Annotated in this window: 17 protein-coding genes; 8 read left to right on the top strand and 9 right to left on the bottom strand. The window is 45.0% G+C overall.

Going from position 1 to position 19,725, the window contains the following annotated elements:
- The first annotated feature begins 354 nt into the window (after positions 1–354).
- The 4 genes from pdhR (at position 355) to lpdA (ending at position 7,448) form a co-directional block, all read left to right on the top strand.
- Positions 355–1,146, top strand: coding sequence for a pyruvate dehydrogenase complex transcriptional repressor PdhR (gene pdhR / locus ACQEXR_RS04560; RefSeq protein ID WP_138973121.1), 792 nt, complete (start codon positions 355–357; stop codon positions 1,144–1,146).
- A gap of 31 nt (positions 1,147–1,177) precedes the next feature.
- Positions 1,178–3,841: a pyruvate dehydrogenase (acetyl-transferring), homodimeric type gene (gene aceE / locus ACQEXR_RS04555; RefSeq protein ID WP_269377463.1), complete on the top strand. Its 2,664-nt coding sequence runs from the start codon at positions 1,178–1,180 to the stop codon at positions 3,839–3,841.
- Positions 3,842–3,860: 19 nt separating this feature from the next.
- A complete protein-coding gene (aceF, locus tag ACQEXR_RS04550) occupies positions 3,861–5,756 on the top strand; it encodes a pyruvate dehydrogenase complex dihydrolipoyllysine-residue acetyltransferase (protein WP_426951144.1) in 1,896 nt (631 codons plus the stop codon).
- A 264-nt stretch (positions 5,757–6,020) separates the two neighbouring features.
- Entirely contained in the window at positions 6,021–7,448 is a 1,428-nt protein-coding gene (gene lpdA / locus ACQEXR_RS04545; protein ID WP_138973118.1) for a dihydrolipoyl dehydrogenase, read from the top strand.
- Between the two features lie 122 nt (positions 7,449–7,570).
- On the opposite strand, the gene ACQEXR_RS04540 is transcribed toward lpdA, so the two are convergent.
- Positions 7,571–8,191 carry a LuxR/HapR/OpaR family quorum-sensing transcriptional regulator gene (locus ACQEXR_RS04540; RefSeq protein WP_331427989.1) on the bottom strand — a complete coding sequence of 207 codons (621 nt, stop codon included), beginning with the start codon at positions 8,189–8,191 and terminating at the stop codon, positions 7,571–7,573.
- Between the two features lie 317 nt (positions 8,192–8,508).
- On the opposite strand from ACQEXR_RS04540, the gene hpt reads away from it, so the two are divergent.
- On the top strand, positions 8,509–9,039 hold the full coding sequence (hpt, locus tag ACQEXR_RS04535) for a hypoxanthine phosphoribosyltransferase (protein ID WP_138973116.1): 531 nt from the start codon (positions 8,509–8,511) through the stop codon (positions 9,037–9,039).
- 65 nt (positions 9,040–9,104) lie between these two features.
- On the opposite strand, the gene can is transcribed toward hpt, so the two are convergent.
- The gene (gene can, locus ACQEXR_RS04530; protein WP_427019825.1) at positions 9,105–9,773 is read right to left on the bottom strand and encodes a carbonate dehydratase; all 669 of its coding nucleotides are present in this window, start codon (positions 9,771–9,773) and stop codon (positions 9,105–9,107) included.
- A 397-nt stretch (positions 9,774–10,170) separates the two neighbouring features.
- On the opposite strand from can, the gene ACQEXR_RS04525 reads away from it, so the two are divergent.
- The 3 genes from ACQEXR_RS04525 (at position 10,171) to ACQEXR_RS04515 (ending at position 13,703) form a co-directional block, all read left to right on the top strand.
- The gene (locus tag ACQEXR_RS04525; protein WP_427019824.1) at positions 10,171–11,841 is read left to right on the top strand and encodes a SulP family inorganic anion transporter; all 1,671 of its coding nucleotides are present in this window, start codon (positions 10,171–10,173) and stop codon (positions 11,839–11,841) included.
- Between the two features lie 172 nt (positions 11,842–12,013).
- Positions 12,014–12,931 carry an ABC transporter ATP-binding protein gene (locus ACQEXR_RS04520; RefSeq protein ID WP_427019823.1) on the top strand — a complete coding sequence of 306 codons (918 nt, stop codon included), beginning with the start codon at positions 12,014–12,016 and terminating at the stop codon, positions 12,929–12,931.
- A gap of 1 nt (position 12,932) precedes the next feature.
- A complete protein-coding gene (locus ACQEXR_RS04515; protein WP_427019822.1) occupies positions 12,933–13,703 on the top strand; it encodes an ABC transporter permease in 771 nt (256 codons plus the stop codon).
- A gap of 62 nt (positions 13,704–13,765) precedes the next feature.
- Here the strand turns inward: ACQEXR_RS04515 and panC are convergent, their stop codons facing one another.
- The 7 genes from panC to sfsA form a co-directional block, all read right to left on the bottom strand.
- On the bottom strand, positions 13,766–14,668 hold the full coding sequence (gene panC, locus ACQEXR_RS04510) for a pantoate--beta-alanine ligase (protein ID WP_427019821.1): 903 nt from the start codon (positions 14,666–14,668) through the stop codon (positions 13,766–13,768).
- A gap of 12 nt (positions 14,669–14,680) precedes the next feature.
- A complete protein-coding gene (gene panB, locus ACQEXR_RS04505; protein WP_138973110.1) occupies positions 14,681–15,475 on the bottom strand; it encodes a 3-methyl-2-oxobutanoate hydroxymethyltransferase in 795 nt (264 codons plus the stop codon).
- 22 nt (positions 15,476–15,497) lie between these two features.
- On the bottom strand, positions 15,498–15,983 hold the full coding sequence (gene folK / locus ACQEXR_RS04500; RefSeq protein ID WP_138973109.1) for a 2-amino-4-hydroxy-6-hydroxymethyldihydropteridine diphosphokinase: 486 nt from the start codon (positions 15,981–15,983) through the stop codon (positions 15,498–15,500).
- 2 nt (positions 15,984–15,985) lie between these two features.
- A complete protein-coding gene (pcnB, locus tag ACQEXR_RS04495; RefSeq protein ID WP_427019820.1) occupies positions 15,986–17,347 on the bottom strand; it encodes a polynucleotide adenylyltransferase PcnB in 1,362 nt (453 codons plus the stop codon).
- An 81-nt stretch (positions 17,348–17,428) separates the two neighbouring features.
- On the bottom strand, positions 17,429–18,319 hold the full coding sequence (gene gluQRS / locus ACQEXR_RS04490) for a tRNA glutamyl-Q(34) synthetase GluQRS (RefSeq protein ID WP_427019819.1): 891 nt from the start codon (positions 18,317–18,319) through the stop codon (positions 17,429–17,431).
- Positions 18,320–18,396: 77 nt separating this feature from the next.
- Positions 18,397–18,843 carry an RNA polymerase-binding protein DksA gene (dksA, locus tag ACQEXR_RS04485; protein ID WP_006878271.1) on the bottom strand — a complete coding sequence of 149 codons (447 nt, stop codon included), beginning with the start codon at positions 18,841–18,843 and terminating at the stop codon, positions 18,397–18,399.
- Positions 18,844–18,982: 139 nt separating this feature from the next.
- Positions 18,983–19,696: a DNA/RNA nuclease SfsA gene (gene sfsA, locus ACQEXR_RS04480; protein ID WP_427019818.1), complete on the bottom strand. Its 714-nt coding sequence runs from the start codon at positions 19,694–19,696 to the stop codon at positions 18,983–18,985.
- Positions 19,697–19,725: the final 29 nt, after the last annotated feature.

Below are 19,725 nucleotides of genomic sequence, written 5' to 3'. Positions count from 1 at the left end.
TCTCGCTTCTCGCTTCTCGCTTCTCGCTTCTCGCTTCTCGCTTCTCGCTTCTCGCTTCTCGCTTCTCGCTTCTCGCTGTCTTTTCGCGACACATCCCATTCATATTCTTTTAAAACTAAAAAGATAAACTGTGACCCCTAGCACGTTACATGCCCATCTGTTTATAAATTGTAATTGGTCTGACCAATTTAATTGCTGTTTTAATCAGCTATTGTTATCAAAGTGTTGATGTAAGGGCTGTTCTATGATTTGGGTCAATTTTTGACTGGAACTTGCGTTTTAATTATGTTAATTTTCCTGCCAACTTGAAATTGGTAATACCAATTGACTGCAAAGAGTAGAAGAAAAACAACTATGGCTTATCAAAGGATTCGTCAGCCAAAACTTTCTGATGTCATTGAACAAGAATTGGAAAGGCTGATAGTGGAAGGAACATTGTCTCCGGGGCAGCAGTTGCCACCAGAGCGTGAGTTAGCGAAGCAGTTCGATGTCTCACGTCCTTCAATCCGTGAAGCGATTCAACGCCTAGAAGCTAAGCGTCTTCTTACTCGTCGTCAGGGCGGCGGCACATTTGTTAGCGAGAGTATTTGGACAAGCTTTTCTGATCCTCTGCTAAATTTATTGTCTAGCCACTCTGAAACTCAGCTGGACTTACTGGAAACTCGCCATGCGATGGAAGGTATTGCGGCTTACTTTGCAGCAGTTCGTGGAACCGAGGAAGACTTTGCGCGTATTCAGGCTTGCCTGAAAAACATCAGCGAAGAGCAAACGAAGAAAAATGTCGAAGCGGAAGCTGTAGCTGTTATGCAGTTTTTGATTGCTTTAACGGAAGCTGCACACAACGTAGTGTTGCTGCATATTGTTCGTAGTTTGGCTCCTTTGCTTGAGCAAAACGTCTTACAGAATTTAAAGCTCTTACATCGCCGCGATGAAGTGGTCGAGAAAGTAAGTAAACACCGAGCTAATATTGTGGATGCGATTGTTTCGGGTCAGCCGGAAAAGGCACGTGAAATGTCACACTCACACTTAGCTTATATCGAAGAAACATTGTTGGATTTGACTCGTGAAGAGTCACGCAGAGAGCGCTCTTTGCGTCGAATTCAGCAAGGTAACGATTCTTTAAACAAGAAACGGTTACTTAAATAAGTAGATCCAACCAATAGAAGGATAGATCGCCATGTCTGATATGAAGCATGACGTAGATGCACTGGAAACTCAAGAATGGCTTCAAGCACTTGAGTCAGTTGTACGTGAAGAAGGTGTAGAGCGTGCTCAGTTCCTATTAGAGCAAGTTCTAGACAAAGCACGTCTAGACGGTGTTGATATGCCAACAGGTATCACAACTAACTACATCAACACGATTCCTGCAGACCAAGAACCCGCTTACCCAGGTGACACAACACTTGAGCGCCGTATTCGTTCTATCATCCGCTGGAACGCAATCATGATCGTTCTACGTGCATCTAAGAAAGACCTTGAGTTAGGCGGCCACATGGCGTCTTTCCAGTCTTCTGCTGCATTCTACGAAGTATGTTTCAACCACTTCTTCCGCGCTCCAAACGAGACGGACGGTGGCGATCTAGTTTACTACCAAGGTCACATTTCACCGGGTATCTACTCTCGTGCATTCGTTGAAGGTCGTCTAACTGAAGAGCAGCTAGATAACTTCCGTCAAGAAGTAGACGGTAAAGGTATCCCATCATACCCACACCCTAAACTAATGCCTGAGTTCTGGCAGTTCCCTACCGTTTCTATGGGTCTAGGTCCAATTTCTGCGATCTACCAAGCGCGTTTCCTTAAGTACCTAGACGGCCGTGGTTTGAAAGATACTTCTGCTCAACGTGTATACGCTTTCCTAGGCGATGGTGAGATGGATGAGCCAGAATCACGTGGTTCATTGTCTTTCGCTGCGCGTGAGAAGCTAGATAACCTATGTTTCCTAGTTAACTGTAACCTACAGCGTCTAGATGGCCCTGTAATGGGTAACGGCAGCATCATTCAAGAGCTAGAAGGTCTATTTAAAGGCGCTGGCTGGAACGTTGTTAAAGTTATCTGGGGTAGCAACTGGGATGCTCTGCTTGCTAAAGATACAACAGGTAAACTTCTACAGCTGATGAACGAAACTGTAGATGGTGACTACCAAACATTTAAATCTAAAGATGGCGCGTACGTACGTAAGCACTTCTTTGGTAAGTACCCTGAGACAGCTGCACTCGTTGCAGACATGACAGATGACGAAATCTTCGCTCTTAAGCGTGGTGGTCACGAGTCTTCTAAGCTTTACGCAGCATACAAAAACGCGGCAGAAACTAAAGGTCGTCCAACTGTAATCCTAGCTAAGACAGTGAAAGGTTACGGTATGGGTGAAGCGGCTGAAGGTAAAAACATCGCGCACCAAGTTAAGAAGATGGATATGACTCACGTACTACATCTACGTGACCGTCTAGGTCTTCAAGACATCCTAACGGATGAAGCAGTGAAGGCACTTCCTTACCTGAAACTTGAAGAAGGTTCAGCGGAATACGAATACCTACACGCTCGTCGTAAAGCATTGAAAGGTTACACGCCTCAGCGCCTACCTAAATTTACTCAAGACTTCCAAGTTCCTGAGCTAGAAGAGTTCGCGCCGCTACTAGAAGAGCAGAAGCGTGATATTTCTACCACCATGGCTTACGTTCGTACTCTTAACATCCTGCTTAAGAACAAAAACATTGGTAAGAACATTGTTCCTATCATCTGTGATGAAGCACGTACGTTTGGTATGGAAGGTCTATTCCGTCAGATCGGTATTTACAACCCACACGGCCAGAACTACACGCCACAGGATCGCGACATTGTTTCTTACTACAAAGAAGCAACATCAGGTCAGGTACTTCAAGAAGGTATCAATGAGCTAGGTTCAATGGCATCTTGGGTTGCAGCTGCAACGTCATACAGCACTAACGATCTGCCAATGATCCCATTCTACATCTACTACTCAATGTTTGGTTTCCAACGTGTAGGTGATATGGCATGGCTAGCTGGCGACCAACAAGCTCGTGGTTTCCTACTAGGTGCAACTGCTGGTCGTACAACGCTGAACGGCGAAGGTCTACAGCACGAAGATGGTCACTCGCACATTATGGCGGGCACAGTTCCTAACTGTATTTCTTACGATCCAACGTTCGCATACGAAGTTGCCGTTATTATGCAAGACGGTATCCGTCGCATGTACGGCCCTGAGCAAGAGAACGTGTTCTACTACCTAACAGTAATGAACGAAAACTACGCGATGCCTGCGATGCCTGAAGGCGCGGAAGAAGGCATCCGTAAGGGTATCTACAAGCTTGAATCTTACGCTGGTGACAAGTCTAAAGTTCAGTTGATGGGCTCTGGTACTATCATGAACGAAGTTCGTAAAGCGGCAACAATCCTAAGTGAAGAGTACGGCATTGCATCTGACGTGTTCTCTGTAACGTCATTCAACGAGCTAACTCGTGATGGCCAAGCGGTAGAGCGTGACAACATGCTGCACCCAGAAGCAGAAGACAAAGTACCTTACATTGCTCAAGTTATGGGTACAGAGCCAGCGATCGCAGCAACTGACTACATGAAGAACTACGCAGAACAAGTTCGTGCGTTTATGCCTTCTGAGTCTTACAAAGTACTGGGTACTGATGGCTTTGGTCGTTCTGACAGCCGCGAAAACCTACGTCGTCACTTCGAAGTGAACGCAGGTTACGTTGTAGTAGCAGCGCTCTCTGAACTAGCTAAGCGTGGTGATGTTGAGAAATCAGTAGTAGTTGAAGCTATTGCTAAGTTTGACATCGACACTGAAAAAACTAACCCGCTATACGCTTAATTGAGAAGGTAGATAAGAAATGGCAATCGAAATTAATGTACCAGACATCGGTGCGGATGAGGTTGAAGTTACTGAGATTCTTGTAAGCGTTGGCGACAAGGTTGAAGAAGAGCAGTCTCTGATCACAGTTGAAGGCGATAAAGCTTCTATGGAAGTTCCTGCATCTCAAGCAGGTATCGTTAAAGAAATCAAAATCGCAGAAGGCGACAAGGTTTCTACTGGTTCTCTAATCATGCTATTCGTTGAAGAGAATGTCGAAGCCGAGGGTGCAGCTGAAGCTGCGCCTGCTCCTGCGGCAGAAGCGGCTCCAGTTCCAGCAGCAGCGGCAGAACTGAAAGAAGTTTTCGTACCAGATATCGGTGGCGACGAAGTAGAAGTGACTGAAATTATGGTTGCAGTTGGCGACAGTGTTGAAGAAGAGCAATCTCTTCTGACTGTTGAAGGCGACAAAGCTTCTATGGAAGTTCCAGCACCATTTGCAGGTACTCTAAAAGAGATCAAAGTAGCCGCTGGCGATAAAGTATCGACTGGCTCTCTAATCATGGTATTCGAAACTGCCGGCGCTCCATCAGCGGCACCAGCAGCAGTAGAAGCTCCAGTGGCAGCAGCTCCAGCAGCCTCTGCAGCAAAAGAAGTGAACGTGCCTGATATTGGTGGCGACGAAGTAGAAGTGACTGAAATCATGGTCGCAGTTGGCGATACAGTGGAAGAAGAGCAATCGCTCATCACTGTTGAAGGCGACAAAGCTTCAATGGAAGTTCCTGCACCATTCGCGGGTACGGTTAAAGAAATCAAGATTGCAGCTGGCGACAAAGTGTCTACTGGCTCACTCATCATGATTTTCTCTACAACGGCAGGCGAAGTGGCGGGCGCAGCGCCTGCACCTGTAGCAGCTCCAGCACAAGCAGCAGCGCCTGCTGCGGCAGCTCCTAAAGCAGAAGCACCAGCGGCAGCAGCTGGCGATTTCCAAGAAAACAACGAGTACGCACATGCGTCTCCAGTTGTTCGTCGCCTAGCTCGTGAGTTTGGCGTTAACCTATCTAAGGTTAAAGGTACTGGTCGTAAGAGCCGTATCCTCAAAGAAGACGTTCAGTCTTACGTTAAAGAAGCGCTTAAGCGTCTTGAGTCTGGCGCAGGTGCAGCAGCATCTGGCAAAGGTGACGGCGCGGCTCTTGGTCTACTACCATGGCCAAAAGTTGACTTCAGCAAGTTTGGTGAGACAGAGGTTCAACCTCTATCACGTATCAAGAAGATCTCTGGTGCGAACCTACACCGTAACTGGGTAATGATCCCTCACGTTACACAGTGGGATAATGCAGACATCACTGAGCTAGAAGCATTCCGTAAAGAGCAGAACGCGATTGAAGCGAAGAAAGATTCTGGCATGAAGATCACTCCACTAGTGTTCATCATGAAAGCGGCAGCTAAAGCACTTGAAGCGTTCCCAGCGTTCAACTCGTCTCTATCAGAAGATGGTGAAAGCCTAATTCTGAAGAAATACGTGAACATCGGTATCGCGGTAGATACGCCAAACGGCCTAGTTGTTCCTGTATTTAAAGACGTGAACAAGAAAGGCATTTACGAGCTATCTGAAGAGCTAATGGTGGTTTCTAAGAAAGCACGTGCTGGTAAGCTTACTGCAGCAGATATGCAGGGTGGCTGTTTCACGATTTCAAGCCTTGGTGGTATCGGTGGTACTGCGTTTACTCCAATCGTTAACGCGCCAGAAGTTGGTATCCTAGGTGTATCTAAATCTGAAATTAAACCAGTTTGGAACGGTAAAGAATTTGAACCGCGTCTACAACTTCCACTATCTCTATCATACGACCACCGTGTGATCGATGGTGCTGAAGGTGCACGTTTCATTACGTTCCTAAATGGCGCACTATCAGATATCCGTCGTCTAGTTCTTTAATTCGATAGACGATTAAGAGGCGGCAATTAAGCCGCCTCTGCTAATAATAATTACCAGACAATTTGATAGCAGACCTTAGATTCAATAAGGTTTTACCCATCGAATTGTTGTCTAGCTCACAGGCTAAATTGATTTACTTTTCACTCCATTAACATCTCTGTAAACTGTTGGCGGTCTGAAAATAACTGTTTAAAACAAATCGACTTGAACATATAAATCAATACCCACTCAGCCTGTTAGGGATAATGACTACAAGAGGTCACAATGAGCAAAGAAATTAAAGCCCAAGTTGTTGTACTTGGTTCTGGTCCTGCTGGTTACTCAGCTGCATTCCGTTGTGCAGATTTAGGTCTTGAAACTGTACTTATCGAGCGTTACAACACCCTAGGTGGTGTATGTCTGAATGTTGGTTGTATCCCATCTAAGGCGCTTCTGCACGTTTCAAAAGTAATTGAAGAAGCTAAAGCGATGGCTGAACACGGCGTCGTTTTCGGTGAGCCACAAACAGATATCAACAAAATTCGTATCTGGAAAGAGAAAGTTGTAAACCAACTTACTGGTGGTCTTGGCGGTATGGCTAAGATGCGTAAAGTTAACATTGTTAATGGTTACGGTAAGTTCACTGGTCCTAACACTATTCTTGTAGAAGGTGAAGGTGAGTCAACAACGGTTACTTTTGACAACGCTATCATCGCAGCAGGCTCTCGTCCTATCAAATTGCCATTCATTCCACACGAAGATCCACGTATCTGGGATTCAACGGATGCTCTAGAGCTGAAAGAAGTACCAGGAAAACTACTGATTATGGGTGGTGGTATCATCGGTCTAGAAATGGGTACGGTATACCAGTCTCTTGGCTCTAAGGTAGACGTCGTAGAGATGTTCGACCAAGTTATCCCAGCGGCAGATAAAGACATCGTTAAAGTTTACACCAAGCGTGTGAAGAACAAGTTCAACCTAATGCTAGAAACGAAAGTGACAGCGGTTGAAGCGAAAGAAGACGGTATCTACGTTTCAATGGAAGGTAAGAAAGCGCCAGCAGAAGCTGAGCGTTACGATGCTGTTCTTGTTGCTATCGGTCGTGTTCCAAATGGTCTATTGATTGATGGTGAGAAAGCGGGTCTAGAAATTGACGAGCGTGGCTTCATCAAAGTCGATAAGCAGATGCGCACTAACGTTCCTCATATCTTCGCGATCGGTGACATTGTTGGTCAACCAATGCTTGCTCACAAAGGTGTGCATGAAGGTCACGTTGCAGCAGAAGTTATTTCTGGTAAGAAACACTACTTCGACCCTAAAGTTATTCCTTCAATTGCTTACACTGAGCCAGAAGTGGCGTGGGTTGGTAAGACTGAGAAAGAAGCGAAAGCGGAAGGCATTAACTACGAAACAGCGACATTCCCATGGGCTGCATCTGGTCGTGCGATCGCTTCAGACTGTTCTGATGGTATGACTAAGCTGATCTTCGATAAAGACACGCACCGTGTAATTGGTGGTGCTATCGTTGGTACTAACGGTGGCGAGCTACTAGGTGAAATCGGTCTAGCTATCGAGATGGGTTGTGATGCGGAAGATATCGCTCTAACTATCCATGCTCACCCAACTCTACACGAGTCTGTGGGTCTAGCAGCGGAAGTGTTTGAAGGTACTATCACTGACCTACCAAACCCTAAAGCGAAAAAGAAAAAGTAATTTTTCGTAGAGACGCTAAAAAACCGCTGATTGTTCAGCGGTTTTTTTATTGTTCGATTTCGCCAAGACAGAAAAAAGGCCTACTCAACAAAGGGTAGGCCTTTAACATTTACTCGTAAAAATTATGCATTCTCAGCATGGTTGTAGATACAAAGCATATCAAGGTAGCTTTGTGTCAATCGAGACATAACCACTTCATCTTGAATTCGGTTGGCTTGAACAAACAGTGAATAGAAGATTCCGTGGAATAACGTAGCCAGATGTGCAGGTTCATGCTGTTCACATACTTCACCACGTTCGATCGCTTTAACAAACATATTTCTTACTAATAGCTGGTTAGTACGGTTGGTAGTCACAAACAGTGGCCACACTTCATCACGAGTCGATGCGCTCCACTCAAACCAAACTTTTAGCCAATGGCAGTCATTAACCACCAAATCAACCATATTGTTGGTTAGATTGTTTAAGTTTTCCTTCGCGTGGATATCCAAATCGATATTGTCTGAGAGGAAGTTTGAGAACTGACGTACCACGTAGTTAAGTACATCATCAACAAGATCTTCGCGAGTAGGGAAATAGTTAAAAACGGTAGCGACAGAGACTTGTGCAATTTCAGCAATATCAGCGTGACCACCACGCCCGATGCCACGACGTGCAAACACTTCGAGAGCGATTTCCATTAATTGCTGCTTACGTTTTTGCGGTGATAGACGCGTACGCGGTCTTTTAGCTATAGAGTCCATAGTTAATTTCCTTGCCAAATGAGTTGTTAATATAATTGTCTGGGCTTTGCCCTATTTTAGTATTTTATAAATTGCATGACGCTCTATGAGTGTAATGGTGCATATGTGTCAGGTCAACGATTTCTGCTTATTTTATAATCACTTTTGTTAATGTCGTGCTAAAGATCAACCTGAAACATTAAATTTATCGATCATTATTTTAGGCAAACGTTTTTCCTTGATGCTGGCTAGTGCTAAACTACGCCCTTAAAGCATCAGACTGTACGTAAGTGGTCATTCATTGACCTGGTACAGAGAACGTGAAAAACGAGATTGGTATGAAACATACAGTAGAAGTAATGATTTCTGAGCAAGAAGTCAGCGAGCGAGTAAAAGAGTTAGGTAAGCAGATTACTGAGCACTACCAAGGTAGTGAAGATCTAGTCATGGTTGGTTTGCTACGCGGATCATTCGTATTTATGGCGGATCTGGCTCGCTCGATTGAGCTTACTCATCAAGTTGATTTTATGACCGCTTCTAGTTATGGCAACACGATGGAAAGTTCACGTGATGTTCGCATCCTTAAAGATCTTGATGACGACATCAAAGGTAAGGATGTTCTGCTTGTAGAAGACATTATTGATACAGGTAATACGCTAAATAAGGTTAAGGAGATTTTGAGTCTTCGTGAGCCTAAATCAATCGAAATATGTACTCTGCTAGACAAGCCATCTCGTCGTGAAGTTGACGTGGATGTGAAGTGGATTGGTTTTGAAATACCTGACGAATTTGTTGTTGGTGTTGGTATCGACTATGCACAGAAATACCGTCACCTACCATACATTGGCAAAGTTGTACCTCAAGAGTAAGTAAAACTCGGTGAAGTGACGCAAAGCAAACGCCCGCATTCAATAGCGGGCGTTTTTGGTTGTGCTTAACGACACAGTAAATGGTGTTCTGAGTTCAGAATCGATTCCATTGCTTTCTGGTATGACGTATCTACAGACTCCCGAGAGCTGGAGCGAACCCCTAAATACTCGAGTTTGCCATCACCGATACCATAGACCACGCCATGAATTTCGACTTCTTGTCCACGCTCCCAAGCGTTTTGCAAGATAGTGGAGTTACCCAGATTATAAACCTGCTCCGCGACATTGATTTCGCCCAATTTGTCAGCACGCTTATCTACAGGCATGGCATCTAAATAATTACGGTGCTTGAAGTAGAGATCTCGAATATGCAGTAACCAGTTATTGATAAGACCGAGTTGTGGGTTGTCAATCGCAGCGTTAACACCACCACAACCGTAGTGACCACAAACGATAATGTGCTTAACTTTGAGCACATCGACGGCATATTGGACGACAGAGAGGCAGTTGAGGTCGGTGTGTATTACCTGATTGGCGACATTTCGGTGAACAAACAACTCCCCCGAGTAAAGTCCGGTAAGACGTTCTGCGGGTACGCGACTATCTGAGCAACCAATCCAAAGAAAGCCTGGGCTTTGGCCTTCTTCTAACTTCGCAAAGTATTCGGGACGTTCTGCTTTAATCGATTCTGACCATTTGGAATTGTTTTCAAATAGCTGTTTAATTTCCGGCATTTCTTCACAACCTTTAAAATATACTTGCACCACTATACACAATGTTACAATTTCCTTCCTAGTTAAATTGGCCAAAAAGGTACTCATCTGACGTGTTTGAGTGCCAAAAATCATAAACTTAGTCGTTATCCTAACAAATGGTTATAAAGTATGAGTTATAGGATGCGATTAACACTTATCTCTACTCGATAACATTTGATAACATGATGTAAATAGCGCTATTTCGCAGCATTTAGCGTCATTTTTGCCTACAAATTCTAAGGTTATGCCGTCTAAGAACGAGCATAGATGGATGTGACTTTAGAGTAAGACGTTGTAATGCCAATACATAACCACAGTGGCGTCACCACCGACGGTGTCTGTGGGTAATGTTGAGTAATAAGCATGGAGCAAAGTTGTGTTCGCGAGTCGTTTTGAAGATATAAATCTCAGAGGGGATTTGTTTGGTGGTGTGACAACCGCCATTATTTCTTTACCGTTAGCACTTGCTTTCGGTGTCGCTTCAGGAGCGGGTGCTGAGGCTGGCCTTTGGGGAGCCATCATGGTCGGCTTATTTGCGGCCTTGTTTGGTGGATCAAACACACTGATCTCTGAACCTACCGGTCCTATGACGGTTATCATGACAGCGGTACTCACCAGTATGGTGGCGAAGTACCCAGAAACCGGTATGGCAATGACGTTTACTGTTGTTATGATGGCAGGTGCATTCCAAATTTTACTCGGTACGTTGAAGCTTGGAAAATATGTCACTTTAATGCCATATAGCGTGATCTCCGGCTTTATGTCGGGAATTGGCGTTATATTAATTATTCTCCAACTCTCTCCACTACTCGGTCATGCCGCCCCATCCGGTGGCGTAATGGGAACGCTTTCTGCGTTGCCAGAAACGGTTGCTAACATGAGATTTAGCGAGCTGTTTCTTGGTTTGCTGACCCTAGCGATTCTGTTCTTCTTTCCTAAACATTATCGTAAGTATGTTCCAGCTCAATTAGTCGCACTGATCGTTGTGACCTTACTTTCCGTCATTCTATTTGATACCGATGCCATCCGTCGCATTGGTGAGATCCCAGCAGGACTGCCTTCTTTGGTGATCCCTCAGATTGATTCGGCGATGTTTACTGAGATGGTGATCGATGCCTTAGTGCTGGGTACTTTAGGCTGTATTGACACCTTGCTGACAGCGGTCATTGGTGACTCCTTAACGCGTAAAGAACATGACTCAGATAAAGAGCTTCGTGGCCAAGGTTTGGCAAACATGATCTCAGGTCTGTTTGGCGCTCTGCCTGGTGCAGGAGCAACAATGGGAACGGTTACCAACATCCAAGTTGGTGCACGCTCTCCGTTATCTGGTGTGATTCGTGCTCTGATGTTGGCACTGGTGGTTCTTGTCGCGGGTGGTTTGACTGAGCCAATTCCAATGGCGGTGCTAGCCGGTATTGCCGTCTATGTCGGTTTCAATATCTTAGATTGGAGTTTTATCCAACGCGCGCACAAAGTCAGTTTTTCTGGTATGGCGATCATGTACGGTGTCATGCTGCTGACTGTATTCGTTGATTTGATTGCAGCTGTCGGACTGGGTGTATTTATCTCCAATATTATTATTATTGAGCGTTTAAGCCGTGAGCAAGCAAGACAAGTGAAAGCCATCAGTGATGCAGATGAAGATGATGTGCCTTTAACCGACAGTGAACGAGGCTTGTTGGATAAAGCGAATGGTAAGGTTCTCTTTTTCTACTTGTCTGGACCGATGATTTTCAGTGTATCTAAGGCAATTTCGCGTCAACATAGCAGCATTTCTGATTATGAAGTCATGATCCTAGACTTGACCGATGTACCAATGATTGATGTTACGGTGGGACTGGCACTGGAAAACGCTATCAAGGACGCATTGGATGCTAAATGTCAGGTTTACTTGCTGTGTCCGAATGAACAGACACGCCAACAATTGGATAAATTCCACGTCATTGATTTAGTGCCAGAAGGGAACACTTATAAATTCCGCTATGAAGCATTAAAAGCCGCAGTGAAGCATGTGGGAAGTGATGAACATCAGGACGAAGCGATATAAGTCTGATGTTTTAGAGTAAAAAAAGCGCCACCGACCTCGTTCGGTGGCGTTTTTGTTTGTGGCTAAGTTAGGTAAATATTATTTCCAAAATATTCGAAAGGTTTAATTGTAATCATCGTCATTCAACGATAAACTAAATTTCGAATACGCAAAGCAATGGCAGTCGTAACTTATGTATGCATTAGAAATTGAGCAGCTCCGCAAGACTTACGCGGGTGGACTTGAAGCGCTAAAAGGCATTAGCTTAAATGTCAAAAAAGGTGATTTTTACGCCTTACTAGGTCCAAATGGTGCCGGAAAATCGACCACGATCGGAGTCATATCATCATTGGTTAATAAGAGTTCTGGTCAGGTAAAAGTGTTTGGCTTTGATATTGATAAAGATCTTGAGCTAGCCAAACAGAACCTCGGTCTTGTGCCACAAGAATTCAATTTTAATCAGTTTGAAACCGTTGAACAGATAGTGCTTCAGCAGGCTGGTTACTATGGTGTGTCAAAATCCGTAGCCAAAGAGAGAGCAAAAAAGTATTTATCTAAGCTCGATCTGTGGGAAAAACGTAGCGAACGTTCACGAAATTTGTCTGGCGGGATGAAGCGACGTTTAATGATCGCTAGGGCTCTTATGCACGAACCTCAGCTATTGATTCTGGATGAACCTACTGCGGGTGTCGATATTGAACTACGCCGTTCAATGTGGGAGTTCCTGAAAGAAATCAATCAAGAGCAGGGGATCACTATCATTCTAACGACTCACTATCTAGAAGAAGCTGAAATGTTGTGCCGTAACATTGGGATCATCAATAAAGGTGAACTGATCGAAAACACCACCATGAAGGCGCTACTGAGCAAACTGGATGTGGAGACATTTATTCTTGATCTTGAAGAAGGCTCGGCACAACCAGAGTTGCAGGGTGTGAAGACTCAGATTTTTTCTAATGACTCGTTAGAGATCGAAATAGAGAAAACTCAGGGATTGAATGGCATATTTTCTCAGCTATCGGAGCAGGGTATTAAGGTGCTGTCGATGCGTAACAAAGCCAATCGTCTTGAAGAGTTGTTTGTCAGTATTGTACGAGTGGGGAGCCAATAATATGTATCGTTTATATTGGACTGCATTTTGTAGCCTGCTGACTAAAGAGGTTAACCGTTTTACTCGTATCTGGGTACAAACACTGGTGCCACCCGCCATTACGATGACCTTGTACTTCATCATTTTCGGTAGCCTAATTGGTTCGCGAATTGGTGAAATGAATGGTTTCAGCTATATGGAATATATCGTCCCGGGATTGATCATGATGTCGGTGATTACCAACTCATATTCTAACGTGGCCTCCTCTTTCTTTAGTGCGAAGTTTCAGAGAAATATAGAAGAGTTGTTGGTCGCGCCAGTACCAAATTATGTGATCATTTTAGGCTTTGTGATGGGCGGGGTCGTGCGTGGTTTATTGGTTGGTACGATCGTTACTTTTGTGTCATTGTTTTTTGTTGATCTCCAAGTTGATCACTGGGGCATTATCATCGCAACGGTATTTATGACCTCAGTAGTCTTTGCATTGGGCGGTTTGATCAATGCGGTCTATGCTAAAACCTTCGACGATATTTCGATCATTCCAACCTTTGTGTTGACTCCACTGACCTATCTTGGTGGTGTGTTTTACTCCATCAGCTTGCTACCAGAGTTTTGGCAGGGGGTGTCGAAGATCAACCCAATCGTCTACATGGTAAACGCATTCCGTTATGGCTTTCTCGGTGTCTCTGATGTCGGTATAGTCACTTCATTCTGTGTTCTTGGTGTTTTTGTCGTCCTGCTATACGGCGTTGCACATTATCTAGTGACACGAGGAATTGGCTTGAGAAGCTAAAGAGTAAGATAACAAAAAAGGGTTGGCTTAAATGCCAACCCTTTTTTTGGGGGGAGATTTAGTTATTCCGCCGAGATCGAAGTCGATTCAGACGGATCTTCTTCTTTGCTCTCAACTGAGATTTCCACCACTTGATTATCAATCAGGCGTGCTTTACCTAAGAACGCAGACATCAAGATAACGATCTGCGTGGTTTCAGCGGATACCACTTGAAGTGTACGGGCGTCGCGAATGAAGATTTCATCTGGGTGTAGCCCGGCAGCGCGTAACTGATCGCTGGCATCTTCAATTACAGACGCGTAGTCATCGCGGCCACCACGAATGGCGCTACTGATCCAACGCATCGTACGTGCCAGAACTGGGGCTCGTTGGCGTTCGTCAATCGTGAGTAAGCCATTGCGTGAGCTCATTGCCAGTCCATCCATTTCACGAACGGTTGGTACGCCAATGATTTCGGTATCCAGAGCCAAGTCTTCAGTCATTTTGCGAATAATGGCGAGTTGCTGGAAGTCTTTTTCACCAAAACAAGCAACGTCGGGTTGGACGATATTGAATAACTTGGTGACAACGGTCGCGACGCCACGGAAATGCCCTGGACGAGATGCACCTTCAAGAATATTAGACAGGCCAGGGACTTCAACAGTGGTCTGATTCTCAATTCCCAGAGGATAGATAATCTCTGGAGTCGGGGTAAAGACCAAATCAACGCCTTCGGTCGTTAACTTGCTTAAGTCATCATCTAACGTGCGTGGATAGTTGTTGAGGTCATCAGCACGATCAAACTGCATTGGGTTTACGAAGATGCTAACAACAACGATGTCCGCATTCTCGCGAGCCTTACGGACTAACGTAAGGTGACCTTCATGGAGGTTACCCATAGTTGGTACAAACGCAACTTTGCGGCCATCACGTTTGTGCTGTTTGATTTGCTCACGCAGAGCGGAAATTTCAGCAAAAGTTTGCATGGCTATCATTCCTTAGGCGATTGTATGTGCTTCGTCAGGGAAGGCACCGCTTTCAACATCTTGCTTGTACTTAGCGACAGCGCTGCGCATATCACCCGTTTCAGCAAGGAAGTTTTTCGAGAATTTTGGCATGTAGTTAGCTGAAATGCCGAACATATCGTGCATTACTAAGATCTGGCCGTCAGTCACATTACCCGCACCGATGCCGATCACTGGTACTTCACACACTTCGGTGATGCGCGCTGCAAGTTCTTGCGGTACACACTCAAGTAGGATGATTTGAGCCCCTGCCTCTTGTAGTGCAAGTGCATCACGTACCATGCGATCCGCTTTGTCTTGCTCACGACCTTGAACTTTGAAGCCACCAAAGATGTTGACTGACTGTGGCGTTAGGCCGAGGTGTGCACAGACAGGAACGGCACGCTCTGTGAGTGTTTTCACTGTGTCGACTAACCAGTCGCCACCTTCAATTTTGACCATATTGGCGCCAGCACGCATTAAAGCAGCCGCGCTCTCACAAGCTTGTTCAGGCGTGGCATAGCTCATAAATGGCATATCTGCCATTAGTAGGCAGTTTGGGCTGCCAGCACGCACACAGCGCGTGTGGTAGGCAATATCATCGACAGTCACTGGTAGTGTGTCACGAGTGCCTTGTAAAACCATTCCTAGTGAGTCACCGACTAGCAGCACCGGCATCTCTTGGCTTTCAAATAACTGAGCAAAGCTCGCATCGTAAGCGGTAGAAGTGGCAAATTTACGACCTTCTTGCTTCCATTTCATCAAGTCGCTAATAGTAATTTTTTTCATGATTTTTCCTTACAGGAGTTGGCTATGATTGCCAAATACGCAGACCGTTTTGCTCAACGACTTTAAGTAAGTCTTCCAGTCTGGTCCCACATGGGAGGGTTAAATTTGGTGCGATTTCTGCGAGCGGGTAGAGCACGAATTCACGCTCTTTCATTCCATAATGAGGAACGACCAAACGCTCGGAATCAATCACCTCATTGCCATAAAGAATCAAATCGAGATCTAAGGTTCTTGGGCCCCAGCGTTCTTCTTTACGGACACGCCCTTGCTCTAGTTCAATTGTTTGTGTGCAATCGAGTAGTTCAAGAGGCGTTAATTCGGTTTTAATTTCGACAACTGCGTTGATGTAGTCAGGTTGATCCTGAGGCCCCATCGGTGTACTGCTGTACAGCGATGAGGTTTGGATAAACTCGGACTTAGGGAGTTGTTTTAAGGCATCAATTGCCGCATTCGCTTGAGAGACAGGATCACTAAGATTACTGCCTAGTGCGATAAAAACAGTGATCATTGTTATGCCTTAGGCTTCTTCTTGCGGTAGTTCTTACGACGGCGCTGTTTAGGTTGACCTTCGATTGAAGCGTCAAGATCTGCCACCATAGCTTGGCGCATATTGCGACCAGCGTTCTGGAACGTTTCCCACCATTTGGCTAACTGTGCGGTTTCACCTTGTTCCACTTCACCTCGCATTTCGAGGAAGTCGTAGCCAGCACGGAACTTGTTAAGTTCCATTAGACGAAATGCGCGTTTGCCATTACGACGTGGCATACGCAGCTGGAGCTGCCAAATTTCGCGGATAGTCGCGGTGTGGCGGCGTGGGATCGCAATTGTTCGAACTTGATCATCAAGTACAAAGTTGCTTGCTTCCATTATCGCATCGTAGAACGAGAGATTGCGCTTTTCCATCAGCTGTTTGGCTTTCTCTTGCAGTGGATACCACAGCATGGCTGCAAACATAAATGCAGGGTTGATGCGTTTACCTTCTTCGATACGCTGATCAGTAGAATCGAGCACGAGATCCAGCATTTGCTCAGTTTGCGATGAGTAATCTTCAGTGAAGAACTCAGCAATGGTCGGGAAAAGCTGTTGGAAAAGGTTGTATTCACGCATCAGATGATAAGTTTCTAGGCCATGGCCAGACTGAAGCATTTTAAGGGACTCTTCATAGAGTCGTGCAGCAGGGATCTCTTGCAGTAATGTTGCCAGTTCTTCTATCGGAGCTGCGGTGTCTTCTTCAATATCGAAGTCCAGTTTTACCGCAAATCTGATCGCACGCAGCATACGCACTGGATCTTCGCGGTAACGGGTATCAGGATCACCAATCAGGCGAATGAGTTTATCCTCTAAATCTTCGATACCACGTGCGTAATCGTGGATAGAGTAATCGCTGATGTTGTAATACATTGCGTTGACGGTAAAGTCGCGGCGTTCAGCATCTTCATCTATGGTGCCATAGACGTTGTCACGCAAAAGCATGCCTTCTTTTGATTGCTGAGAAACGTTTTTACTAGGTTCTTGGTGGTGGCCTCGGAAGGTCGCCACTTCGATAATGTCGCGACCAAACATAATATGCGCTAGACGGAAACGGCGGCCAATGAGACGGCAGTTTTTAAAAAGCTGTCTGATTTGTTCAGGGGTTGCATTGGTCGCGATGTCGAAATCTTTCGGCTGCTGAGAAAGCAGCAAGTCTCGAACACCGCCTCCGACAAGATATGCGTCGAAGCCTGCACCATGAAGACGGTATAGCACCTTCAATGCATTATCACTGATCTGTTTGCGCGAGATATTGTGCTCTTGGCGAGTAATAATATTTAGAGCGAGCTCAGAAAATTTTCCTGTTTCGCCGGGTGTATAATCGTTTTTATTCATGTGCATATGGCAATAATTGGTCAAGCCAACCTTGCTTGAGTTTAATTTCTTAGGCCCATAAGGGGCGAATTTGCGGCTAATAATAGCTTACAGCGAGCGGTTTGAGAATATTGGTGTGATCTCAGTCGATGAAGGCAGTTGTGATAAGTGCCAATTCTCTATCCCCCAAAGGATGATTTCATCTAAGCTCGCAGTACTAATTTCTTCATCAATATCAAACCCTAAGAATGTCATAGCATCGATGAGTGCTGGCTTAGGATTCTGGTTATCAATGGCTTTCGCATGATTTTGTTTGGACAATTTTTGTCCATTATTATCAAGCGCTAAAGGCAGATGCAAATAGTTTACAGGTTTAGCATCAAGCATTTGATATAAGGTGATTTGTCTTCCGGTTGGCTCAATCAGATCTGCCCCTCTGACGACTTCCGTCACCCCTTGGTCAATATCATCTAATACTACAGCAAGGTTGTACGCAAATAAGCCATCTCGTCGCTTTATAATAAAATCTTCATCTGCCAGAGCAGTTGGAATGTTGAGTATACCGTGGCGTCTATCTTCAAACTGATACACGGGATGAGACATTCGCAGACGAACGGCACATTGTTCACTACTAGTGAGTTTAAGATCGCGGCAAGTACCAGTGTAAAAGCCACCTAACTCTTTAATTTGCTTGCGTGTGCAATGGCAAAAATACGCTTGGCCAGAGTCTAACCAACGATCAATCTGTTGTTGGTAAAGTGAATGACGTTGACTTTGGTAAACGACCTCTCCATCCCAGTGAAGGTGGTATGCCTCCAGCGTTTCCAAAATCAGGCGGCTAGCGCCCGGCATTTCGCGTGGGGGATCTAAATCTTCAATTCGAACTAGCCATTTACCTTGGTTAGATTTTGCTTGAAAGTAACTGCCAAGCGCAGCGATCAGTGAACCAAAATGAAGAGGTCCTGAAGGGGATGGGGCGAAGCGACCGATGTAACTCATAGTATTATTGCGCTAATAGGTATAACAAACCAAAAAGGGAGCCAAGGCTCCCTTCAGTAGTCATAACAAAGCCGTAATTAGCCTTGCATTTGCTTCTCTTTGATTTCTGCAAGAGTTTTACAGTCAATACAAAGGTCAGCCGTTGGGCGTGCTTCTAGACGACGGATACCGATTTCAACGCCACAAGATTCACAGAAGCCAAAATCATCTTCTTCAATCTTATTAAGAGTTTTTTCAATTTTCTTGATTAGACGACGCTCACGATCACGGTTGCGTAGTTCTAAGCTGAACTCTTCTTCCTGAGACGCGCGGTCAACTGGATCTGGAAAGTTTGCTGCTTCATCCTGCATGTGGTGTACAGTGCGATCAACTTCTTCCCTGAGCTGGTTGCGCCAAGCGGACAGAATTTTTGTAAAATGAGCCATCTGCTCAGGTGACATGTATTCTTCACCTGCTTTCTCTTGGTATGGCTCAACCCCTGCAATGGCTAGGATGCCTAGCGCTTTTTTCTTTGATTCTGGCATGCAGCATCTCCTACTAACACCTAGTCAACTGCGCTCGCAGTTTATTTTAAGGCGGGTATCTATAGCAAAAAGAATCTTGTGAGGCAAATACTGGTGAGTAAACTTACTGTCAATGTGAAGGTTACATCACTTTTGTTTGTTAATGGCTGAAATCTAGCGCCTTAACCAGCTTTATCTCATGGTGTGAAAGTTGTGCTTTATAGCACAGGATTTCCACCCCTTGTTCTTGTGCATATTTAAGTAATTGTGAATAGTCGGCGTCTATATGGTGGGCAGGAGATACTTTTTCAATACCTGAATGTAAAACAGTGAATAAAAGTACAGCTCTGCTTCCATTTTGAGCCATCTGAGCCAGCTCTCTCAAATGTTTTTGACCTCTAGTGGTCACTGCATCAGGGAAATAGCCTTGGCCTAATTTGTCCTTATCCAATAAGGTGACGCTTTTTACCTCTATATAGCATTTTGGTTTATTTTTAGCGTTGAGCAAGATATCAATCCGGCTATTTTCATTGCCATATTTTACTTCAGTTTGAAGTTGGTCGTACTCTTGAAGTTCAGTTATCACCCCAGACTTTATCGCTTCGACTGCCAATTGGTTAGCGCGAGCGGTATTAATGCAGATGCGATGACCCGCTTGCGTCTCACTCAACTCCCAGCTATTTGGGTACTTGCGTTTAGGATTGGCTGAGGTCGAGTACCAAACTTTATTTCCCGGAGTGGCGCAACCCGTCATAGCGCCAGTGTTGGCGCAGTGAATGGTTCGTTCACTACCATCAGGTAAAGTGATATCCGCTAAAAAGCGTTTATAGCGCCTAATGAGGACAGCAGGCTCAAGTATAGGTTCAAACTTCATTTACAACTGGATTTATGTACAATATTTGC

The organism is Vibrio sp. TRT 2004 (assembly GCF_050113735.1).
Classification (GTDB): Bacteria; Pseudomonadota; Gammaproteobacteria; order Enterobacterales; family Vibrionaceae; genus Vibrio.
The sequence above is the reverse complement of the archived record's forward strand: the minus strand, read 5'-3'. Positions and strand labels throughout refer to the sequence as shown.